We start from the raw sequence: 20965 nt of genomic DNA, 5'->3' as shown, positions 1-20965 counted from the left end.
GCCGCGACCGCCTTCGAGACCTGGGACCGGCCGGGGTCGAGTTTCGCTTGGAGCAGATCCAGGGTCGGGCGAGACCCGCCGATGCGGGGCGCAGGGTGCGGCGTCGCTCGATCCTGTCCCGGAGCGCCCATGGACCTTATGTCCTCCCCATCGGCAGCTCCTGCCGATCCGGCCAAGCATCGACTGGCCGAGCACCGGCTGGCCAAGCGTCGATCGGACATGCGCCGACCGGGCATGGGGACCGGGATTGCGTTGCGCCGGCGGCCGTTGGTCTCGTGAGAGCCTGCCGGTTCTTCCGCTCGCAACGCCGTCCGCAACACGCCATGATCGTCAGGCCATGAACGAAACCTCTCCCATCCGCACCGAGACAGCGCGCGAATACCCCGGGACGCTCCGGGACGACGCGCGCCCGGGCGATGTGCTGCCGCGCGAGTCGCGCACCGCACCACCGGCCCGTCGCAGCCGGGCGGGGCTCTGGTTCGTCCTTCTCCTGATCCTGGCGGGGGGCGGATACGCCGGATACCGCTTCTACCTCGCGCCGAAAACGGAGACCCAGGTCGCCGCCACGTCCGGGCGCGGCAAGGGAGCGGGTGGACGCGGCGGCCATGGCGAGCCGGCTCAGGCGGTGGGCATCGCCACGGTCGCGGCGGGCGACGTCCCGATCGTGCTGGCCGGCCTCGGCACGGTCACGCCCCTCGCCACCGTCACGGTGCGCTCGCAGATCAGCGGCTACCTCACGGAGATCGGCTTTCGCGAGGGCCAGACCGTGAAGAAAGGCGATTTCCTCGCCCAGATCGATTCGCGCCCCTACGAGGCCCAGCTCGCCCAGTATCAGGGCCAGTTGATGCGCGATCAGGCCCTGCTGCAGAACTCGAAGCTCGATCTCGCCCGTTTTCAGCGGCTTTCCCAGCAGGATTCGATTTCGAAGCAGAACGTCGACACGCAAGGGGCCCTCGTGAAGCAGAACGAGGGCACGGTGGCGGCCGACCAGGCCCTGGTCGACCAGCAGAAGCTCAACATCACCTACACCCGCATCGTCTCGCCGGTGGAAGGCCGCGTCGGCCTGCGGCAGATCGACCAGGGCAACTACATCACGGCGGCCTCGACCAGCATCGTGGTTGTGACCCAACTGCATCCGATCTCGGTGGTCTTCACCCTGCCGGAGGACGACGTCGCGCGGGTGATGCGCCGCGTGCGGTCGGGCGCCAAGCTCATCGTCACGGCCTACGACCGGGGCGACACCAACGTGATCGCCACCGGCGTCCTCGACACGGTGGACAACCAGATCGACACCACCACCGGAACGGTGAAGCTGCGCGCGATCTTCGAGAACCAGGACGACGCCCTGTTTCCGAACCAGTTCGTCAACGCCAAGCTCGTCGTCGATACCGTGCGCGACGCCCCGATCGTCCCCACGGCGGCGATCCTGCGCGGGACGCCGGGCACCTACGTCTACCTGCTGCAGGGCGACGACAAGGTCGTCGTCCGCCCGATCAAGCTCGGCGAGGCGGATGGCCCCCGTACGGTGGTGACCGAGGGACTGAACATCGGCGACCGCGTGGTCGTGGACGGGACCGACCGCCTGCGCGACGGCGCACCGGTGCGCATCACCGAGGAGGCCGGCAAGGCCCGGAGCGCCCCGCACCGCGATCATGCGGCCGATGTGCAGGGCAAGCCGGCCGGTGGTCGGGGCGCGCCGGCGGAGGCTCAGAGCACGCCGGCCGCCGCGCCGGTGACGGAGGGGGCCAAGCCCGACGCCGCCAAGGCGGATGCCGTCGCGCCCGAGAGCCAGAAGCGCGAGCGCCGCCGGCAGCGGCCGGCCGAGGCGCAATGAGCCGATGAATCCGTCCCGCCTCTTCATCCTGCGGCCCGTCGCCACCACGCTGTTCATGCTGGCGATCCTGCTCGTCGGGATGGTGTCGTACCTGAACCTGCCGGTCTCGGCCCTGCCGTCGGTCGACTACCCGACGATCCAGATCCAGACCTTCTATCCGGGCGCCAGCCCCGAGGTGATGACCTCGGCGGTGACGGCGCCGCTGGAGCGGCAGTTCGGACAACTCGCCAACCTCAACCAGATGACGTCGCAGAGCTCGGCCGGCGCCTCCGTCATCACCCTGCAGTTCAGCCTGGATCTCGCCCTCGACATCGCCGAGCAGCAGGTCCAGGCCGCGATCAACGCGGCGGGCAACCTCTTGCCCTCGGACCTGCCGGCGCCGCCGATCTATGCCAAGGTGAACCCGGCCGATGCGCCGATCCTGACCCTGGCTCTGACGTCGAAGACCCTGCCGCTCACCGAAGTGCGCGATCTGGCCGAGACGCGACTGGCCCAGAAGATCTCCCAGGTGGCCGGCGTCGGCCTCGTCAGCACCGGCGGCGGACAGCGCCCCGCCGTGCGCATCCGCTTCAACGCCCGCGCCCTGGCCGCCTACGGCCTCAACATCGACGACCTGCGCACCACGGTCACCAACCTCAACGTCAACACGCCGAAGGGCACCATCGACGGGCCGACGCAGTCCTATTCCATCAACGCCAACGATCAGATCCGCGACCCGAAGGCCTATGACGACGCGATCATCGCCTACAAGAACGGCGCGCCGGTCCGGCTCTCGGACGTGGCCGACGTGGTCAACGGTCCCGAGAACACCAAGCTCGGCGCCTGGATGGACGAGACGCCCGCCGTCATCCTGAACATCCAGCGCCAGCCCGGCGCCAACGTCATCAGCACCGTCGACAAGATCAAGGCGCTGCTGCCCCAGCTCCAGGCGACCCTGCCCGCCGCCATCGGCGTCACCGTGCTCACCGACCGCACCACCACCATCCGCGCCTCGGTGCACGACGTGCAGGTGGAGCTGGCGCTGGCCATCGGCCTCGTGGTGCTGGTGATCTTCCTGTTCCTGCGCAGCGTCTCCGCGACCCTGATCCCGAGCCTGTCGGTGCCGCTCTCCCTGATCGGCGCCCTGGCGGTCATGGACCTCTACGGCTTCTCCCTCGACAACCTGTCGCTGATGGCGCTCACCATCGCCACCGGCTTCGTGGTCGACGATGCCATCGTGGTGATCGAGAACATCGCCCGCCACGTGGAGGAGGGCGATTCCCCCCTCGAGGCCGCGCTGAAGGGCAGCCGCGAGATCGGCTTCACCATCATCTCGCTCACCGTCTCGCTGATCGCCGTGCTGATCCCGCTGCTGTTCATGGGGGACGTGGTGGGGCGCCTGTTCCACGAATTCGCGATCACGCTGGCGGCCACCATCATCATCTCGGCGGTGGTCTCGCTCACCCTCGTGCCGATGCTGTGCGCCCGCCTGCTGAAGGCGCACGTGCCCGGTGCCCCGGACCGGCGCGAGGGGATCGTCGCCCGCACCGCGCGCCGGGGCATGGACGGCATCATCGCCGGCTACGGCCGCATGCTGCGGGTGGTGCTTCGCCACCAGACGCTGACCCTGATCGTGACCCTCGGCACGATCGCGCTCACCGCCTACCTGTTCGTGGTGATCCCGAAGGGGTTCTTCCCGGTGCAGGATACCGGCGTCATCCAGGGCGTCACCCAGGCCGACCAGACCGTCTCCTACGCCGCCATGGCCGAGCGCCAGCAGAAGCTCGCCGCCGTCGTGCTCAAGGACCCGGACGTGCAGAGCCTGTCCTCCTTCATCGGGGTCGACGGCCAGAACGTCACCCTGAATTCCGGCCGCTTCCTCATCAACCTGAAGCCGCAGGATCAGCGCATCGCCCGCGCGCCCGAGATCATCGAACGGCTCAAAGCGGCCACCACCGATGTCGCGGGCATCCGCCTCTACCTGCAGTCGGTGCAGGACCTCACCATCGATACGGCGGTGGGCGCGACCCAGTACCAGGTCATCCTGGAGAACCCGAACCTGACCGAGTTCGAGACCTGGGTGCCGCGCTTCGTGCGGGCGCTGCAGGCCTCTCCGCTGCTGATGGACGTGGCGAGCGACCTTCAGGCGAGCGGTCTGGCCGCCTACATCACCATCGACCGTCCGACCGCCGGGCGCTACGGCATCACGCCGGCCACCGTCGACAACGCCCTCTACGACGCCTTCGGTCAGCGCATCATCTCGACGATCTTCACCCAGTCGAACCAGTACCGGGTCATCCTCGAGGCCGACCCGGACCTGCACAAGACCATCGAGAGCCTGGACCACATCTACCTGCCGTCCTCCACCGTCGCCTCCGGCCAGGTTCCGCTCTCGGCCGTGGCCCAGGTGAGCGAGCGGCGGGCGCCGCTGCTGATCAGCCATCTCGGTCAGTTCCCCGCCACCACCGTGTCGTTCAATCTCGCGCCCGGCGTGGCGCTCGGCGATGCGGTGGGGGCGGTGGAGGCGGCACGCCGGTCGATCGATCTGCCGCCGAGCTTCCGCGTGGTGCCGCAGGGCTCGGTCTTCGCCTTCCAGTCGGCGCTCTCGAACCAGCTCTTCCTGGTGCTGGCCGCCATCGTCACCGTCTACATCGTCCTCGGCGTGCTCTACGAAAGCTTCATCCACCCGATCACCATCCTGTCGACGCTGCCCTCGGCCGGCATCGGGGCGCTGATCGGGCTGATGCTGTTCGGGCTCTCCCTCGACATCATCGCGATCATCGGCATCGTGCTGCTCATCGGCATCGTGAAGAAGAACGCGATCATGATGATCGACTTCGCGCTCCAGGCGGAGCGCGAGGAGGGCATGAGCCCGCGCGACGCGATCTACGAGGCCTGCATCCTGCGCTTCCGGCCGATCCTGATGACCACGCTGGCGGCCCTGTTCGCGGCGGTGCCGCTCATCGTCGGCACCGGCGTCGGCTCCGAACTGCGCCAGCCGCTTGGCATCGTCATCGCGGGCGGCCTCATCGTCAGCCAGGTGCTGACCCTGTTCACCACCCCGGTGATCTACCTCGCCTTCGATCGCCTGGAGCGCCGCCTCTCCGGCCGCCGCGCCGGCGGCGCCGACAGCGTCGAGGCGCTGCCGTGAACGTCTCCGAGCCGTTCATCCGGCGGCCCGTCGCCACCACGCTGCTGACCATCGGCGTGCTGCTCGCGGGCATCTTCGCCTTCCTGAAGCTGCCGGTGGCGCCGCTGCCGCAGGTGGATTTCCCCGTCATCCTGGTTCAGGCGCAGATGGCCGGCGCCTCGCCGGAGACCATGGCCACCACGGTGGCGGCGCCCCTGGAGCGCCGCCTCGGCGCCATCGCGGACGTCACCGAGATGACCTCGACGAGTTCGCTCGGCTCGGTCCGCCTCGTGCTGATGTTCGGGCTCAACCGCGACATCGACGGTGCGGCCCGCGACGTCCAGGCCGCGATCAACGCCGCCCGGGCCGATCTGCCGACGGCCCTCCGGTCGAATCCCACCTACCGGAAGTTCAACCCGGCCGACGCGCCGATCCTCATCCTGGGCCTCACCTCGAACACCCTGACGCCGGGCCAGCTCTACGATTCCGCCGCCACGGTGGTGCAGCAGAAGATGTCCCAGCTCCCCGGGGTCGGGAACGTCGACATCGGCGGCTCGTCGCTGCCGGCCGTGCGGGTCGAACTCGATCCCACGGCGCTCTTCAACTACGGCATCGGCCTCGAGGGCATCCGTGCGGCGCTCGCGTCGGCCAACGCCAACTCGCCGAAGGGCGCCATCGAGACGGAGACGCGCCACTACCAGCTCTACGCCAACGACCAGGGCCGGGTGGCGGCCGATTACCGCGACCTCGTGGTGGCCTATCGCAACGGCGCCGCCGTACGCCTGACCGATGTGGGCGCGATCGAGGATTCGGTGGAGGACCGGCGCAACCTCGGCCTGGTGAACGGCAAGCCGGGCGTGATCCTGTTCATCTACAAGCAGCCCGGCTCCAACGTCGTCGACACGATCCGGGGGCTGAAGGCGGCGATTCCGCAGGTGACGGCGGCGCTCCCGGGCGACATCGACCTCATGGTCACGGGCGACCGCAGCGCCACCATCCGGGCCTCCCTGGCCGAGACCGAGGAGACGCTGCTCATCGCCGTCGTGCTCGTCGTCTTCGTGGTGTTCCTGTTCCTGCGCTCGGGGCGGGCCACGCTGATCCCGGCCGTCGCGGTGCCGATCTCCATCGTCGGGACCTACTCGGCGATGTACCTGCTCGATTACAGCCTCAACATCCTGTCGCTGATGGCGCTCATCATCGCCACGGGCTTCGTCGTGGACGACGCCATCGTGGTCCTGGAGAACATCCAGCGCCACATTGAGAAGGGCAGGCCCCGGGTCGAGGCGGCGCTCCTCGGCTCGCGCGAGGTCGGCTTCACCGTCATCTCCATGAGCCTGTCGCTCGTGGCGGTGTTCCTGCCGATCCTCCTGATGGGCGGCATCGTCGGGCGCCTGTTCCAGGAATTCGCCGTCACGCTCTCGCTGGCGATCCTGATCTCGCTGGTGCTCTCGCTCACCACCACGCCGATGATGTGCGCACTGCTCCTGCGGCGCGAGGCCCCCCACGAGACCGTGCGGCCGAACGGGTTCGTGCGCGTCCTGGAGGCCGGGTTCGACGGGATGCTGAGGGGCTACGAGCGCACCCTGCGCATCGCCCTGCGCCATCGTCGGCTGGTCGCCCTCTCGCTGCTCGCAACCGTGGGCCTGAACGTCTACCTCTACGTCATCGTGCCGAAGGGCTTCTTTCCCGAGCAGGATACGGGACAGATGATGGGCGGCATCCAGGCCGACCAGCGCATCTCGTTCCAGTCGATGAAGCAGAAGCTGGAACAGGCCACCGCCATCGTGCAGGCCGACCCCGCCGTCGACAGCGTCGTGGGCTTCACGGGCGGGCGCGGCACCAACTCGGCCAACGTCTTCGTGGGCCTCAAGCCCCGGGGCGAGCGTGAGTCGATCACCGCCGTGATGGCACGCCTGCGCCCGAAGCTGTCGCAGGTCGCCGGCGCCCGCCTCTACCTGTTCCCGCGCCAGGACCTGCGCATGGGCGGCCGCCAGAGCTTTGCCCAGTATCAGTACACCCTCCAGGGCGACACGGCGGAGGAACTCTACGCCGCCGCGCCGAAGCTGGTGCAGGCGCTGCAGAAGAACCCGATCTTCGCCGACGTCACCTCCGACCAGCAGGAGGGCGGCCTCGAGAGCCGCCTCGTGATCGACCGGGCCAGCGCCTTCCGCTACGGCCTGACCCCGGACAAGATCGACAACACGCTCTACGACGCCTTCGGCCAGCGCCAGGTCTCGACAATCTACAACCCTCTGAATCAGTATCACGTCGTGATGGAGATCGCGCCGCGCTACCTCCAGAGCCCCGACACCCTGAAGATGCTCTACGTCTCGACCTCGGGCGGCAAGGCGCGGGGCTCGGCCACCACCAACGCGGTGGCCGGCACGGTGGCGGGCGCCCCGACCGGAGCCGCGGCGACCGGAGCCGTCGGCGCGACGGCGGCCGCCGACGCCAGTGCCGCCTCCATCGCCACCGATTCTGCCCGCAACGCCGCCGCCAACGCCATCGCGGGCGGCAAGGGCGGCGCCTCGTCGAGCGCGCCGGTGTCGAGCGCCAAGGAGACGATGATTCCGCTCTCGGCCTTCGCCCGCCTGGAGACCGGCAACGCGCCCGTGCAGGTGAGTCACCAGGGCCTGTTCGTCGCCACCACGATCTCGTTCAATCTCGTGCCCGGCAAGAGCCTGTCCGATGCCACCGCCGCCATCGAACAAGCCATCACCGACCTGCGCCTGCCCGCCACCATCCACGGTGAATTCGCGGGTTCGGCCAAGAGTTTCCAGGAATCGTCCTCACGCCAGCCCTTGCTGATCCTGGCCGCGCTGCTGGCGGTCTACACGATCCTCGGCATCCTCTACGAGAGCTTCATCCACCCCGTCACGATCCTCTCGACGCTGCCCTCGGCCGGCATCGGCGCGCTGCTGGCGCTTCTCGTGTCCGGCACCGAATTCACCGTCATCGCGCTGATCGCGGTCTTCCTGCTCATCGGCATCGTCAAGAAGAACGCCATCATGATGATCGACTTCGCCCTGGATGCCGAGCGCACGCGCGGAGCCTCCCCGAAGGAGGCGATCTTCGAGGCCTGCCTCTTGCGCTTCCGCCCGATCATGATGACAACGCTCGCCGCGATGCTCGGCGCCTTGCCCCTCATCCTCGCCGGCGGGGAGGGCTCCGAACTGCGGCGGCCCCTCGGCATCGCCATCGTCGGCGGCCTGATCGTGAGCCAGATCCTGACCCTCTACACCACCCCCGTCGTGTACCTGTATCTCGACCGGCTGCGCCGCCGCGCGCCGGCGGCCGGCGCGGCCCTGAGCCCGGCCGAATGAGGCTGCGCCCCGGACTCTTCGCCCTCTTGGGCCTGCCCGGGCTCGTGTCCGGCTGCATGGTCGGGCCGGACTACGCGCGTCCTTCGGCGGAGACGCCCCTGGCGTTCAAGCAGGGGGGCACCCGCGAGGACAGCGCCGCCTACGTGGCGAGCCGCAAGGGCTGGCGTCCGGCCGCGCCCAATGACGGGGCCGAGCGCGGCGACTGGTGGCGGGTGTTCCGCGACCCCACCCTCGACCGCCTGATCCGCCTCGTGGATGTCGACAACCAGAGCCTTCGGGTCCAGGTGGCCGCCTACGAGCAGGCGCGCGCCTTCGTCGCCCAGGCCCGCGCCGCCCTGTTCCCCACGGTCACCGGCGCCCCCAGTGTCTCGCGGTCCCGCTCCCTCGGGATCGAGCGCACCAACGTCTCGCTCCAGGGTCAGGCCAGCTGGGAACTCGACCTGTTCGGCCGCATCCGCCGCAACATCGAGAGCGAGGTCGCCACGGCCCAGGCCAGCGCCGCCGAACTCGCCCTGGTGCGCCTGACGCTCCAGTCCGAAGTTGCGACCAATTACCTGACGCTGCGCTACCAGGATTCGCTCCAGCGCGTGCTCAACGAGAACATCGAAGGCTACAAGAAGAGCCTCGCGATCACCGAGAACCAGTACAATGCCGGCGTCGCCGCACGCTCGGACGTGATCACGGCCCAGACGCAGCTCCAGACCACGCAGGCCCAGGCCATCGCCATCGGCCTGCAGCGCGCCACCTTCGAACACGCCATCGCGCTCCTCGTGGGTCGGCCGCCGTCGGAGCTGAGCCTGCCGGTGGCGCCGCTCGCCGCGCGCCCGCCCGCCGTGCCGGTCGGCATTCCCTCGACGCTTCTCGAGCGGCGCCCCGACGTCGCGCAGGCCGAGCGCAACGTCCAGGCCCAGAGCGAGCAGATCGGCGTCGCCGTGGCGGCTTTCTACCCCACCGTGACGCTCTCGGCCTCCGGCGGCATCTCGGGCAACCCGGCCAACGGCCTGCTCTCCGCCGTCAACCAGGTCTGGTCGGTGGCGGCCGCCGGCACGGAGGTGTTCTACGACGGGGGCGCCCGCGCGGCGGCCCTGCGCATCACCCGCGCGGCCTATGACGCCAGCGTGGCCAATTACCGCCAGACCGTGCTCACCGCCTTCTCGGAGGTCGAGAACGGCCTTGCCGGCGTGCGCATCCTTGCCCGGCAGCAGGTGGCCCAGGACGAGGCCGTGGCCTCGGCTCGCCGCGCCGTGGAGATCACCCTGAACGAGTACCGGGCCGGAACGCAGAACTTCACCACCGTGGTCACGGCCCAGGCGCTCGCCCTGAACAACGAGGTCGCCGCCCTGCAGATCCGCCTCAACCGTTTCACCACCGCGGTCTCGCTGATCCGCGCGCTGGGCGGCGGCTGGGACGTGCGCAGCCTGCCGAGCGGGGAGGACCTCAAGGAAGCCCGCCTGCCGGTGGATTCGGGCCAGGCCGTCCGCACCGACGAATAGGGACCGGCCCCGCGTCCCGGTCGGGTCAGCCCATGCGATCCGGCACGACCTTGGCCGGAACGTCGCCGGGCGCCGCAGGTTGACGAGCGGATTTTGCCGGCGCGCCGCGCCGCAACCGTGAGTGGAGGCCGTGGGCCATGGACCAGACACCCCCCGCCAAAGCACCCGCCGCGACACCCGAGCATCAGCCCGTTCCGGCGGCCCCCCCCTGCACGCTGGTGATCTTCGGGGCCGCCGGCGACCTCACGAAGCGGCTGCTGATGCCGGCGCTCTACAACCTCGCGGCCGGCGGCCTGCTCGACCCGGCGTTCCGCATCCTCGGTGTCGACCACAACGCCAACACCGACGAGGGTTGGCGCGATGCCCTCTCCGAGACGATGCAGTCCTTCACTACGGACCGGACGTCGGAATTCCACCCCGACCACATCGATCCCAAGGCCTGGGGCTTCGTCAGCGAACGCCTCAGCTTCCGCCAAGGGGACTTCACCGCCGCCGAGACCTTCACGGGCCTCGCTCAGGCGCTGTCCGGCAACGTCATCTTCTATCTCGCGGTCTCGGCCCGCTTCTTCGGCCCGATCGTCGATGCCCTGGGGGAGGCGGGCCTGCTGAAGGAGCAGGCGGGCGTCTTCCGCCGCGTCGTCATCGAGAAGCCGTTCGGCAGCGACCTTGAATCGGCCCGCGCCCTGAACGCACGCATCCTTGAGCAGGGCACCGAAAGCCAGTTCTTCCGCATCGACCACTTCCTCGGAAAGGAGACGGTTCAGAGCATCCTGGCGATCCGGTTCGGCAATGGCCTGCTGGGGCCGGTCTGGCATCGCGACCACGTCGATCACGTGGAGATCACCGCGGCGGAGACCATCGGGGTCGAGGCGCGCGGCGCCTTCTACGAGCCCACGGGCGCCTTGCGCGACATGGTGCCGAACCACCTGTTCCAGCTGCTCTGCATGGTCGCGATGGAGCCGCCCAGGAGTCTCGACGCCGAGGATGTCCGCGACGAGAAGGCCCGGCTCATCCAGGCGGTGCAACCGGTCCAGCCCGCGCAGGCGGTTCGCGGCCAATACGGGGCGGGTCAGGAGCACGGGCACGCGGTGCCGGCCTATCGCAATGAGCCCGACGTCGCCCGCGATTCCCACACCGAGACCTACGTCGCCCTGAAGCTCGCCATCGACAACCCGCGCTGGAAGGACGTTCCGTTCTACCTGCGCACCGGCAAGCGGATGACCGACCGCGTCACCGAGATCGCCCTTCATTTCCGGCCGCCGGCGCACTCGCCCTTCGCGACGCCGGATGCGCCCGTAACCCCCGACGTCCTGCGCTTTCGCATCGACCCCGAGCAGGGGATGGACATCGAGATGAACGCGAAGCGGCCCGGGCCACGCCTGGATCTCGGCCGGGTCACCGCCGCCTTCGACTACGGGGATTTCTTCCGCGAGACGCCGAGCGTCGGTTACGAGACGCTGCTCTACGATTGCCTCATCGGCGACGCGACCCTGTTCCAGCGGGCCGACAGCATCGAGGCAGCCTGGGCGGTGGTGGATCCGCTGCTCAAGGCCTGGACCGATGCGCCGGTGGAGCCCTACGCCGCCGGAAGCGACGGGCCGGAGGGCGCCACCGCGCTCCTGGCCGCGCAGGGCCATCGCTGGCTACCGCTCGGCGAGGGATGATCGCGGGGGACGAACCGCGCGCCGCTTGGCGCCGGGCGGCGGGGCGACCGGCGGCGCGGGCTGCAATTCGGCGAGGGCGTCGTGGTGCAGCAGCCGGACGCCGGTGGCGGCGGCGAGCTTGCGCGCCGCTGGGGTGAACCCGGCATTCGAGACGACCGCCGCCATGTCGGCGGACCAGTAGCGCATCGCCGCAGCGATCTCCTGCACGGCGCCGTTGCCCACCGGACGCCCGTAGCGCTTGCACTGGACCACGAGACGCGTCCCGGCCTGCTCCGCGACGATGTCTGCGCCCTGATCGCCGCTGGCCTGGGTGGCGCGCGCGTTCCAGCCTGCCTCGCGCAGACGTCCCGCGCAGTAACGCTCGTAGGCGATGCCCTCCTCGGGCGCCTCGCTCTCGTCCGGCAATTGCACTCCATCCGCCACCCGTTCGATGATGGCGAGGATGTCGTCCCAGGCTCCGTCGATCTCGTCGCCGCGGCCATGGGCCTCCAACTGCGGCACCACCGTGCGCTCGGCGAAGTAGGTTCGCTCGCGCTCCCAGCCGTCGCTGATCAGGTTGCCGTAGGCATCGACGAAGCATTCCTGTCGCCGCCGCAGGGCCAGGGTCGGCGCATGGGGGCGTGCGATCCTCCGGATCAGCCGGCGCAGGCGCCGCGGCCGGTCGAGATGGTGAAGGACGACACCGGCCCATGCCAGTCCGGCTCCGATGGCGCCGGGCTGCCCGAACCAGAGGGCGCAGCCCCCTCCGAGCACGGACGTCCAGAACAGGCGCGCCACGAGCTGTGATCGACCCGACATGTGGTGGTCCCAACCGGAAGAGGGCCGGGATCGTTCGACCCTCGACCGCGGTGGACCCGACCGTGGCAGCGGAGGGTTGCGCGTTCTCTAACGCCGTCCGGGTCGCGGAGGGGAGAAAGTGCTCCGGATGCCCGGAGATCTTGCGGGTTAGCGCGCCGGATCGACCTTCACGCGGCATCGTGCCGGTTCGAATACCGACCCGATCTGTAAAACGCGTCGTTTCACCGGATCTGCCAAGATCAGTGCAGGAGCAGTCGACAAGCTGTGGACAAGACGAACGAGGCCGAGGCGATGCGCCTCGGCCTCGTTCGTCATCCCTCCGGCGTCAATCGCGTTCCGGCGCCAAGCCTGCGCGTCCTGGCGTCAGGCCTGTGCCGCCACCTTGGGCCGACGCCCGCGCGGAGCCGACTCCGCCTTGGCCTCGGTCTCGACGGCCACGCTCTCCTGCTTCCGACGCTGCTGGCCGAGACCCATGTTCTTGGCCAGCTCCGAACGGGCGGCCGCGTAGTTCGGGGCGACCATCGGATAGTCGCTCGGGAGGTTCCACTTGGTGCGATACTGCTCGGGCGTCATCTCGTAGCGCGTCCGCAGGTGACGCTTGAGAGACTTGAACTTCTTTCCATCCTCGAGGCAGACGACGTAGTCCGGCGTGATCGAGCGCTTGATGGACACGGCCGGAGTCAGAGGCTCCGCCTTCTCCTCGGTCCCGACCTGGTTGAGCTTGCTCAGGGTGGCGTGCACCGAGCCGATCAGCGCCGGCAGGTCAGCGATCGGAACCGAGTTGTTGCTCACGAATGCGGACACGATGTCGGCCGCGAGTTCGATGTAGTCCGGCAGGATTCCGTTCTCGGTGCTCATTCTGAATCTCTCGTTGCGTTCTGAATACCACCCACCCCGAGGGCGTCGTGCCGGTTGGGAGGTTTGGCTGCCGCGTCATGGTTGTGACTTGCTGCTTGCTATGATGAAGCAAAGCAAAAGGCAAGAGCCTCATCAGGTCTCGTATAGGTCGCATCCGGTCGATGTCTGGTGAACTGGAATAGACCAGCAACCACTGCCATTCCGACGAACTGGACTAAATTTGCGCGATTTTGCCTGTTCCTGCACGGACTGGGCGACGGGGCGCCCTAATGCCTCACGGTTCAGATCGGGGAACCGGAAAAATAATTTTCTACGGGAGGAAATATGATCCCTTACAGACCAGGTCTGCATCGAAATTTGAGCTAAAGCGGACCTCTAGGGCCGATTACCGGCAGAGTCGGCCGGAGCGCTAAAATGGCTCTTGAATACAAAATCTAGACGCGAACCGGCTCTTACAGACTGTGGAGGCCGCGTGTTTTTATCCGCGGCCACGCACGGACCTGCGTAAAAATTTACGCAGGTCCGCCCGAAAAGGTCCGGAACGGACGATTTCGACACCTGTCCCGGGCCGTGCGAGACCTGATCACCCGTCCGTTCGGCTGCGCGGACCGTAAGATTTGAACCGTTCCACCGTTCTCCAGATCTCGTCGTCTGGCAGCACCACGGGATTTCCGACCTGAAGCGCCACCGCATATTGGCGGCAGAGCGCTTCCACCTCCACCGCGAGCCAGAGGGCCTTTCGAAGATCGGTTCCGACGGCAATCATGCCGTGATTGGCCAGGAGGCAGGCCATCCGTCCCTCCAGGGCGTTGAGGGCCGCCGCCGACAGGGCTTCGGTGCCGTAGGGCGCGTAGGGGGCACAGCGCACGGTCGGTCCGCCGGCCGCCGCGATCATGTAGTGCACCGCCGGAATGTCCTGCCCGCAGATCGCGAAGGCGGTGCAGTGGGTCGGATGCGCGTGGACCACCGCGTTCACCTCCGGACGTGCCGCGAGGATGTCGCGGTGGAAGCGCCACTCGGAGGAGGGGGCGAGCGGGTGCGCGAAACCGCCGTCGAACCGCATCGCCACGAGATCCTCCGGCCGCAGCGTCTCGGCCGGAATGCCGGACGGCGTGACGAGGAAGCCGTCGCCCGCCCGCACCGACACGTTGCCGGAAGTGCCCTGGCTCAGACCGAGCGTGAGAAGGTCGCGCATCGCGGCGACGATGTCGGCACGGATCGCTCCGTCCGTCGATTCGGTGGCGGGAGAGGGAGGCTGGGACGGCATGCGGGTCTCCGGACGCGAACGCCCTACCGGTCGGGCGCAGGCGGTCTATAACACCGCCTGCCGGACGCGTTCGCGATCCGACCCGGTTACCAAGCCGGCGACGCTCCTGCTGCCGGGACGGTTCAGGAGCGACCGCCCCGTCACCCGAGCAGAGGCAGGTCGGCCGATGAGTACGTACCGCTTCGAGGCGTTGGTTGCCCCGCGCGCGATCGCCCTGGTCGGCCTCCAGGCCGGGCCGGATGGGCTGGCCGAGGCGGCCCTGGCCAATCTCCGTCGCGGCGGCTTTCCGGGGCCGATCCATTGCCTCGGCTCCGATGCGGCCGCCGGTCAGATTCCACGCTTCGCCGACCTTCCCGTTGCGCCGGACCTCGTCATCCTGGCGACCCCGGCCGAAGCGATTCCCGAGCAGATCGCGGAGGCCGGGCTGCGCGGTGCGGCCGGTGCCGTCATCCTGACGCCGGATGTCGGCGATGCGATCTGCGAGGCGGCTCGCGCGGAGGCGCGCCGCCACGGCCTGCGCCTCCTCGGGCCCGGCAGCATCGGCCTCTCCGTTCCCGGCGCCCACCTCGATGCGAGTCTCCTGGCCCGGCCCCCCAAGGCCGGCGACCTGGCGCTGGTCTCGCAGTCGGGCACCGTCGCCGCCGGCATCGTCGAATGGGCGGCGCGCCGGGACGTGGGCTTCTCGGCGGTGCTGTCCCTCGGCATCGCCTGCGATATCGACGTCGCGGATTGCCTCGACCACTTCGCGGCCGACATCCGCACCCGGGCGATCCTGCTCTCCCTCGATGCGGTCGTGGATGCGCGCAAGTTTATGTCGGCGGCGCGGGCGGCCGCGCGCGCCAAGCCGGTCGTGGTGCTCCGAGCGGGGCGCCACCGGGCTCCGGCCCGGCACGCCGCAACCCATACGGGCGCGCTCGCCCGGCCCGACACCGTCTACGAGGCGGCCTTCCGCCGCGCCGGACTGCTCGCGGTGGAGAGCCTGGATGCGATGTTCTCCGCGGTGGAGACGCTCGGGCGTCAGCGCCCCTTCCCGGGGCATCGCCTCGCGATCCTGGGCAACGGACGCGGGATCGGTGCCCTGGCGGCTGACCGGCTCGCGGATCGCGGCGGCACCCTGGCGGCGGCCGGGACGCTCGGCAATCCCGTCGATCTCGGCGTCGCCGCCGGACCGGAGGCCTATGCCGACGCCCTCGCGCCGCTGCTGGCGGATCCGGGCAACGACGCGGTGCTCGCCGTCCACGTGCCCACGGCCCGCTCGGACGGCACGGAGGTCGCCGGAGCGATCGCCGACACCGTGACCCGGATTCGTCGGAACGGTGCACGCAAGAAGCCGGTCTTCGCCGTGACGATCGGTGAGGAGGCCGAGGCGGTCGGACGCCTCGCCGCCGCGGGCATTCCACGCTTCTCCACCGAGGACGCCGCCGTCGAGGGTTTCCTGCACCTCGTGCGCTATCGCGAGGCGCAGGACGACCTGATGCGCACGCCGGATTCGCTGCCGCGCGACTTCTCGCCGGACGTCGAGGCGGCCCGCGCCGTCGTCGCACGCGCTGTGGCCCAGGGGCAGACCTGGCTCGACCCCGTCGCCGTGGCCGACCTCCTCGCCGCCTACCGCATCGACAGTGTGCCGCTGGCGCTGGCGCCCGACATCGATGCGGCCGCGACGGCCGCATGGCCCATCATCGCGCAGGGCGACGCCGTGGCGCTCAAGGTCGTCTCGCCCGACATCGTGCACAAGTCCGACGTCGGCGGCGTGCGCCTCGATCTCACCAGCGAGGCCGACGTGCGGGCGGCCGCCGCCGACATCCTCGCCCGGGCCCGGCGGCTGGCGCCGGAGGCGCGGATCACCGGTTTCGCGGTCCAGCCGATGATCCGGCGCGGCAAGCAGCGCGAGTTGATCGCCGGGCTCGCCGAGGACCCGACCTTCGGGCCGGTGGTGGTGTTCGGGCGGGGCGGCACGGCGGTGGAGGTCATCGACGACCGGGCCCTCGGCCTGCCCCCCCTCGACCTGCGCCTCGCCTCGGAGCTGATCGACCGGACCCGCGTCGCCCGGCGTCTCGCCGCCTATCGCGACGTGCCGGCGGTGAACCGCCACGCGGTGGCGCTGGTCCTGGTGAAGCTGGCGCAACTGGCGGCCGACTGTCCCGAGGTGCGCGAGCTCGACATCAATCCGCTCCTCGCCGATGAGACCGGCGCCCTCGCCCTCGATGCCCGCGTGATGGTGGCGGCCGAGACCGCGGCCGGCCGCCGCGCTCGGGGCGCCTACCATCCGCGCTTCGCGATCCGACCCTATCCGGTGGAGTGGGAGCGCACCCTCCACCTCCGGGGCGAGACCGTCACGGTGCGGCCGGTGCGGCCGGAGGACGAGGCGCTGTTCCTCACCTTCTTCCAGTCGGTCAGCGCCGAGGACCTGCGCTTGCGCTTCTTCGCACCGGTGCGGGACTTCAACCACGCCTTCCTCGCCAAGCTCACGCAGCTCGACTACGCCCGCGCCATCGCCTTCGTGGCGATCGACGCGGCCACCGGAATGATGCTCGGCGCCGTCCGTCTCCACGCCGATGCCAACCATGAGAGCGGCGAATACGCCATCCTGATCCACGGCGACCGGAAGGGAACAGGCCTCGGCCACGCCCTGATGAGCCTGATGATCGACTGGGCCCGGGTCGAGGGGCTCTCCCGGGTCGAGGGGACGGTCCTGCGCGAGAACCGACCCATGCTCGCGGTCTGTCGCCAGCTCGGCTTCACGGTCCGGCCCGATACGGAGGATGGCGCCGTGGTCAAGGTCGCCCTCGCCTTGTAGCGCGTCCGCCGATCCGCTTCACGCCCGCTCGCTGATCCGCCGGACGCCGCCGGGATCGGCCCTGGCGCTGAACTGCGACGGCGTCATCCCGTAATGCTGCCGGAACAGCCGGCTGAGCTGGGCCGAGCTGCGAAACCCGACCGCCTCGGCCAGCACGGCGATGGGGTGCGGTTGCGCCGGCGCGCTGAGCGCCGCCTTGATGCGCTCCAGCCGGGCGGAGCGGATGAAGCGCTCGACGCCGCCGACGGGCTGGAACATCGCGAAGAGCCTGGAGCGCGAGGCGCCGATGCTGCGCGCGACCTCCGCGGCGCTCAGGTCGGGATTGCCCAGATTCGCCTCGATATAGAGACGGGCCTTCTGGTGCAGCCGCGCCGGATCGCTGAGGGACGTGCCGTGACCCAGGGCGGCGGTGATGGCCTGGGCCATCAGGGTCGCGGTCTGGGCGACGGCCTCGGCGTCGAGGGCGGTCCAGTGCGGCAGGCGGTCGCGCAAGCGCAGGAGATGGGCGGTGTAAGGCGCGGCGATGTCCGGCGGAATGACGAGGCCGTGGATCGCATCCAGGGGGCCGAACCAGCGGCGGGCGAAGGCGCGCGGCATACCGACGAAATTGCGGCGTTGCCGGGGGATGTCCGGAGCGTCGCGGATGAGCACGGGCCGGGAGAAGTCGATGGCGTAGACGGACCCGGCGCCGGTGCGCACGTCACGGCCATCGAAGTTGGCAACGATATCGCCGGTCTCGACATGTTGGAGAACGATCGCGTCGAGGCCATCGAAGCCGAGCTTCTGCGCCGTCCGGTGAAAGAGGAACGGAACGCCATCCATGAAATGAAACCGCAGGTGTTCCGACCAGAAACTGGTGATTTCCACGTGGAAGGGCGTCGCCAGGGGCGTCACCAGCGCAGAGCTGGCAAACATCAATTGATAGATCTGAGCGGCGTCTTCCTGAGGGTAATCGCCGCTTGAGAACTGCACGCTCCGGAGTGGGAAAGTCCCGTCTGGAGGGTGTTGGACGGATGGCGAAGCGTGCAAGGCCGGGTCACGACTGTTGGGCGCGGGATCGATGTCGTTAATAGGAATGGCGTCATCTGGTTCCGCCCCGGCGACCGGATCGTACGGCGGGCCGCGGCCCTGCCGGAGGCGCTGCGGTCGGCACGACCCGCGCCCACGGATCTGGACCGCACGGACCCCATGCGAACGATGCCCCGGGACCAGAATCTCGAGGGGATATTCCGCGAAGAAAGCGAGAGATACACCCGGCCGACACAGATATTTCGGCCGCGGGATTTGCGTCCCGTGCCGCGGGATTTGAAATTCGATTTGCTAATCGGCCGCGAAGCGCGTAGAGATTAACGATCAATTCAACGGCTGAACCTCGATGGCGCGGTTTCGTTACGAAATCGTGTGCCAGAGAGCTCTGTCTTGAACTGATGACGGAGACGGCCGCGCATGATCGCGTGGACCTCCGGTAGATGAAGCCCGCAAGGGCGAAGGAATACGATGGCTGTCGGTACTGTTAAGTGGTTCAACGAGACAAAGGGTTTCGGTTTCATCCAGCCGGATAACGGCGGAAGCGACGTGTTCGTGCACATCTCGGCCGTCGAGCGTGCCGGCATGCGCGGCCTCGCGGAAGGCCAGAAGGTCTCCTACGAGATGGAAACCGACAAGCGCAGCGGCAAGCAGTCCGCCGGCAGCCTCCAGACCGTCTGATCACGGCCGGCTCCCGTGTGGAGCCCAACCTGTTTCGAGAGCCGCTTCCCGGATGGGAGGCGGCTTGCTTGTGTTCTGAGACCCGATTCCAGGGGAGCGCGCCGTCGGCGGCCTCCCGCATGACAGGATCCTGTGTGAGCCAATTCAACCCGAACTCGATGACCGACCGCCTCAAGGCCGCGACCGAAGCCCGTGCTGCGGCGCTGGCCCGCTTCCGTGACCGCCCGGCCGCGGATGATCCGGTCGTGGTCGCCCGCAAGGCCGAGCGGGCTCAGATCGCCCGGGAGCGCGAGATTCGCGTCGCGGCCCGCGAGCAGGCCCGGCTCGAGGCCGAGGCGCAGCGCGCCGCGGAGGCCGAGGCCGAGCGCGAGCGTCAGGCCGCCGAAGAAATTCGCGCCGCCGAGGAGAAGGTGGCGCAGGCCGCTGCCGCACGCCTGGAGCAGAAGGCTCAGCGCGATGCGCGCTACGCCGCCCGCAAGGCCAAGGCGCGCCGCTGACGGTTTCCGTCGCCGGGATCGTTCGATCCCGCGACCCCAAGGCGGATTCGGCGCGGATCCGCCCGACGGTTCCGTCCCTCGGGACGAGACCGCATCACCGGGGCCGCCGCGACGGGCGGGCCCACCTCAGGCGCGACGTCAGTCCGCCGAACCTCCACCGAGGAGACAAGCGCCATGTCCCACAAGTTCAAGATCGGCCAGCGCGTGCGTCGCGCCCAGATCGGCTACACCGCCCCGAAGAGCGATATCTCCGACGTCTTCGAGATCGTCCGCCTCGTCCCCGAGGATCAGACCGGCGAGCCGTTCTACCGGATCAAGTCCGGGAGCAGCGAGCGCGCGGTGCGCGAAGGCGAGATCACCGAGGCCTGAGCGGCCCGCCTCCGCGCCCGGCGCGGAGCCCGCACCGTCAGGGCGAATATGCAGGCCGCGGCCTCCCCTTCACGACGTGAGGGGGAGGCCGTTTTCCGTCAGCTCAGCACCACCACGCGTGAGCCGATCTCGACGCGGCCGTAGAGATCGATGACGTCCTGGTTGATCATCCGGATGCAACCCGACGACACGCTCTTGCCGATCGACTCCGGCTCCAGCGTCCCGTGAATGCGGTAGAGCGTGTCCTTGTTGCCCTGCCACAGGTAATGGGCCCGGGCCCCGAGGGGATTGTGCGCACCGCCGGGCACGCCGAGACCGCTCTGAAGCTGGGAGACGGAGCGCGCCAGCTTCGGCGTGCGGGCGATCATCTCCTTGGGCGGATACCAGTCCGGCCACATCTGCTTGGAGTTCACCGTCGAGGCGCCGGCCCACGAGAAGCCCTGCTTGCCGACGCCCACGCCGTAGCGACGCGCCCGGCCATTGGGCTGGACGAGGAAGAGGTGATGGGCCCGCGGGTCGACCACGATCGTGCCCGGGGTTTCCGAACCCGTATAGGCGACCTCCTGGCGCAGGAAGGACGGGTTCGCCTTACGCCAGTTGAAGGCATAGACGGGGAAGGGCTCGTCGGTGACCGCCGCGTAGGCGCGGTTGAAGTCGATGGGACCATCGTCGACGGGCTTGGCCGGAGCGGCCTGCTGCACCGAGGCGGGCGGCACCTGCCGCGGGGCGTAGAGATCCGCATCCGGATCGTCCGCCACGGCGCGGCCGCGCTGGCTGCGCGCCGGTTCGAATCCGCGGTCCGATCCACGCTCCGAATAGGGCACGTACTGGCCGCCCCGGCGACGGTAGAGCCGTCCCTCCTCGTCGCGATAGAGGCGCTCATCGTCGTAGGGGCCATTCCCATCGATGGCGCCGCCGAAGAGGCCGCGCCCCTGCGCGAGGGCGGACCCGACGGGCGTGAGAAGCGCGAGGCTCGTCGTCGCCCCGGTGAGAAGCGTGCGGCGGGTCGTCTGAGGCATGGAGGTTGCTCGGGAAGTCGTCGGAGATGGGTCGTTCGAGCCCGGGCCTAGCAAGTCGACGCAGAGCCGTCACGTCATCTGAACGACGGGCAGCCCTGCAGGGGCACCAAAGTTCGGGGGCGATGCAGTGCGGGCACAATCATAGGGTCTGGAAACCATCCGGAAAACCTTCCGAAGACCCGCGCGAATACGCCGGCATCGTGCTTTCACCATGTCTATGAAAAAGCGGT

The 20965-nt window shown here is 69.2% G+C and carries 14 protein-coding genes; 9 read left to right on the top strand and 5 right to left on the bottom strand.

Annotation, left to right across the window (positions count from 1 at the left end):
* Positions 1-337 precede the first annotated feature (337 nt).
* The 5 genes from AC6EUL_RS05230 (at position 338) to zwf (ending at position 11423) form a co-directional block, all read left to right on the top strand.
* On the top strand, positions 338-1834 hold the full coding sequence (locus tag AC6EUL_RS05230) for an MdtA/MuxA family multidrug efflux RND transporter periplasmic adaptor subunit (protein WP_056352577.1): 1497 nt from the start codon (positions 338-340) through the stop codon (positions 1832-1834).
* Between the two features lie 4 nt (positions 1835-1838).
* Entirely contained in the window at positions 1839-4964 is a 3126-nt protein-coding gene (locus tag AC6EUL_RS05225) for an MdtB/MuxB family multidrug efflux RND transporter permease subunit (RefSeq protein WP_056490767.1), read from the top strand.
* Entirely contained in the window at positions 4961-8266 is a 3306-nt protein-coding gene (locus AC6EUL_RS05220) for an efflux RND transporter permease subunit (RefSeq protein WP_056214902.1), read from the top strand. The genes AC6EUL_RS05225 and AC6EUL_RS05220 overlap by 4 nt, the downstream gene beginning before the upstream one ends.
* On the top strand, positions 8263-9759 hold the full coding sequence (locus tag AC6EUL_RS05215) for an efflux transporter outer membrane subunit (protein ID WP_499869231.1): 1497 nt from the start codon (positions 8263-8265) through the stop codon (positions 9757-9759). Before AC6EUL_RS05220 ends, AC6EUL_RS05215 begins: the two co-directional genes overlap by 4 nt.
* A gap of 137 nt (positions 9760-9896) precedes the next feature.
* The gene (gene zwf / locus AC6EUL_RS05210; protein WP_499869229.1) at positions 9897-11423 is read left to right on the top strand and encodes a glucose-6-phosphate dehydrogenase; all 1527 of its coding nucleotides are present in this window, start codon (positions 9897-9899) and stop codon (positions 11421-11423) included.
* Here zwf and AC6EUL_RS05205 read toward each other — a convergent pair.
* From AC6EUL_RS05205 to AC6EUL_RS05195, 3 genes are all read right to left on the bottom strand, one after another.
* Complete coding sequence (locus AC6EUL_RS05205; protein WP_499869227.1) at positions 11403-12221, bottom strand: restriction endonuclease; 819 nt, start codon at positions 12219-12221, stop codon at positions 11403-11405. The two genes, zwf and AC6EUL_RS05205, sit on opposite strands and share 21 nt — an antisense overlap.
* A 363-nt stretch (positions 12222-12584) precedes the next feature.
* Complete coding sequence (locus AC6EUL_RS05200; protein WP_056214905.1) at positions 12585-13079, bottom strand: Ros/MucR family transcriptional regulator; 495 nt, start codon at positions 13077-13079, stop codon at positions 12585-12587.
* 583 nt (positions 13080-13662) lie between these two features.
* The gene (locus AC6EUL_RS05195; RefSeq protein WP_056352583.1) at positions 13663-14346 is read right to left on the bottom strand and encodes a class II aldolase/adducin family protein; all 684 of its coding nucleotides are present in this window, start codon (positions 14344-14346) and stop codon (positions 13663-13665) included.
* Between the two features lie 166 nt (positions 14347-14512).
* Here AC6EUL_RS05195 and AC6EUL_RS05190 point away from each other — a divergent pair, with 166 nt between their 5' ends.
* Positions 14513-17143 (top strand): bifunctional acetate--CoA ligase family protein/GNAT family N-acetyltransferase, encoded by a 2631-nt coding sequence (locus tag AC6EUL_RS05190; protein ID WP_499869224.1) that lies wholly within the window; start codon positions 14513-14515, stop codon positions 17141-17143.
* Between the two features lie 18 nt (positions 17144-17161).
* Here the strand turns inward: AC6EUL_RS05190 and AC6EUL_RS05185 are convergent, their stop codons facing one another.
* Positions 17162-18058 (bottom strand): helix-turn-helix domain-containing protein, encoded by an 897-nt coding sequence (locus AC6EUL_RS05185; RefSeq protein WP_499869222.1) that lies wholly within the window; start codon positions 18056-18058, stop codon positions 17162-17164.
* Positions 18059-18640: 582 nt separating this feature from the next.
* On the opposite strand from AC6EUL_RS05185, the gene AC6EUL_RS05180 reads away from it, so the two are divergent.
* The 3 genes from AC6EUL_RS05180 to AC6EUL_RS05170 all read left to right on the top strand — a co-directional run bounded on the left by AC6EUL_RS05180 (position 18641) and on the right by AC6EUL_RS05170 (position 19716).
* Positions 18641-18850, top strand: a complete 210-nt coding sequence (locus AC6EUL_RS05180; protein ID WP_055947623.1) for a cold-shock protein — start codon at positions 18641-18643, stop codon at positions 18848-18850.
* Between the two features lie 134 nt (positions 18851-18984).
* Complete coding sequence (locus AC6EUL_RS05175; RefSeq protein ID WP_274534727.1) at positions 18985-19347, top strand: DUF6481 family protein; 363 nt, start codon at positions 18985-18987, stop codon at positions 19345-19347.
* A 174-nt stretch (positions 19348-19521) separates the two neighbouring features.
* Positions 19522-19716 (top strand): hypothetical protein, encoded by a 195-nt coding sequence (locus tag AC6EUL_RS05170; RefSeq protein ID WP_055947626.1) that lies wholly within the window; start codon positions 19522-19524, stop codon positions 19714-19716.
* Between the two features lie 98 nt (positions 19717-19814).
* Here the strand turns inward: AC6EUL_RS05170 and AC6EUL_RS05165 are convergent, their stop codons facing one another.
* Positions 19815-20735 (bottom strand): L,D-transpeptidase, encoded by a 921-nt coding sequence (locus AC6EUL_RS05165; RefSeq protein ID WP_056214916.1) that lies wholly within the window; start codon positions 20733-20735, stop codon positions 19815-19817.
* Positions 20736-20965: the final 230 nt, after the last annotated feature.

Source organism: Methylobacterium sp. 001424705 (assembly GCF_059816145.1).
The sequence above is the reverse complement of the archived record's forward strand: the minus strand, read 5'-3'. Positions and strand labels throughout refer to the sequence as shown.

Coding starts and splice junctions, on each gene's coding strand:
- AC6EUL_RS05225 (WP_056490767.1), top strand. CDS start 1,839: ATGAATCCGTCCCGCCTCTTCATCCTGCGGCCCGTCGCCACCACGCTG.
- AC6EUL_RS05180 (WP_055947623.1), top strand. CDS start 18,641: ATGGCTGTCGGTACTGTTAAGTGGTTCAACGAGACAAAGGGTTTCGGT.
- AC6EUL_RS05185 (WP_499869222.1), bottom strand. CDS start 18,058: ATGTTTGCCAGCTCTGCGCTGGTGACGCCCCTGGCGACGCCCTTCCAC.
- AC6EUL_RS05195 (WP_056352583.1), bottom strand. CDS start 14,346: ATGCCGTCCCAGCCTCCCTCTCCCGCCACCGAATCGACGGACGGAGCG.
- AC6EUL_RS05170 (WP_055947626.1), top strand. CDS start 19,522: ATGTCCCACAAGTTCAAGATCGGCCAGCGCGTGCGTCGCGCCCAGATC.
- AC6EUL_RS05215 (WP_499869231.1), top strand. CDS start 8,263: ATGAGGCTGCGCCCCGGACTCTTCGCCCTCTTGGGCCTGCCCGGGCTC.
- AC6EUL_RS05205 (WP_499869227.1), bottom strand. CDS start 12,221: ATGTCGGGTCGATCACAGCTCGTGGCGCGCCTGTTCTGGACGTCCGTG.
- AC6EUL_RS05190 (WP_499869224.1), top strand. CDS start 14,513: ATGAGTACGTACCGCTTCGAGGCGTTGGTTGCCCCGCGCGCGATCGCC.
- AC6EUL_RS05165 (WP_056214916.1), bottom strand. CDS start 20,735: ATGCCTCAGACGACCCGCCGCACGCTTCTCACCGGGGCGACGACGAGC.
- zwf (WP_499869229.1), top strand. CDS start 9,897: ATGGACCAGACACCCCCCGCCAAAGCACCCGCCGCGACACCCGAGCAT.
- AC6EUL_RS05230 (WP_056352577.1), top strand. CDS start 338: ATGAACGAAACCTCTCCCATCCGCACCGAGACAGCGCGCGAATACCCC.
- AC6EUL_RS05200 (WP_056214905.1), bottom strand. CDS start 13,079: ATGAGCACCGAGAACGGAATCCTGCCGGACTACATCGAACTCGCGGCC.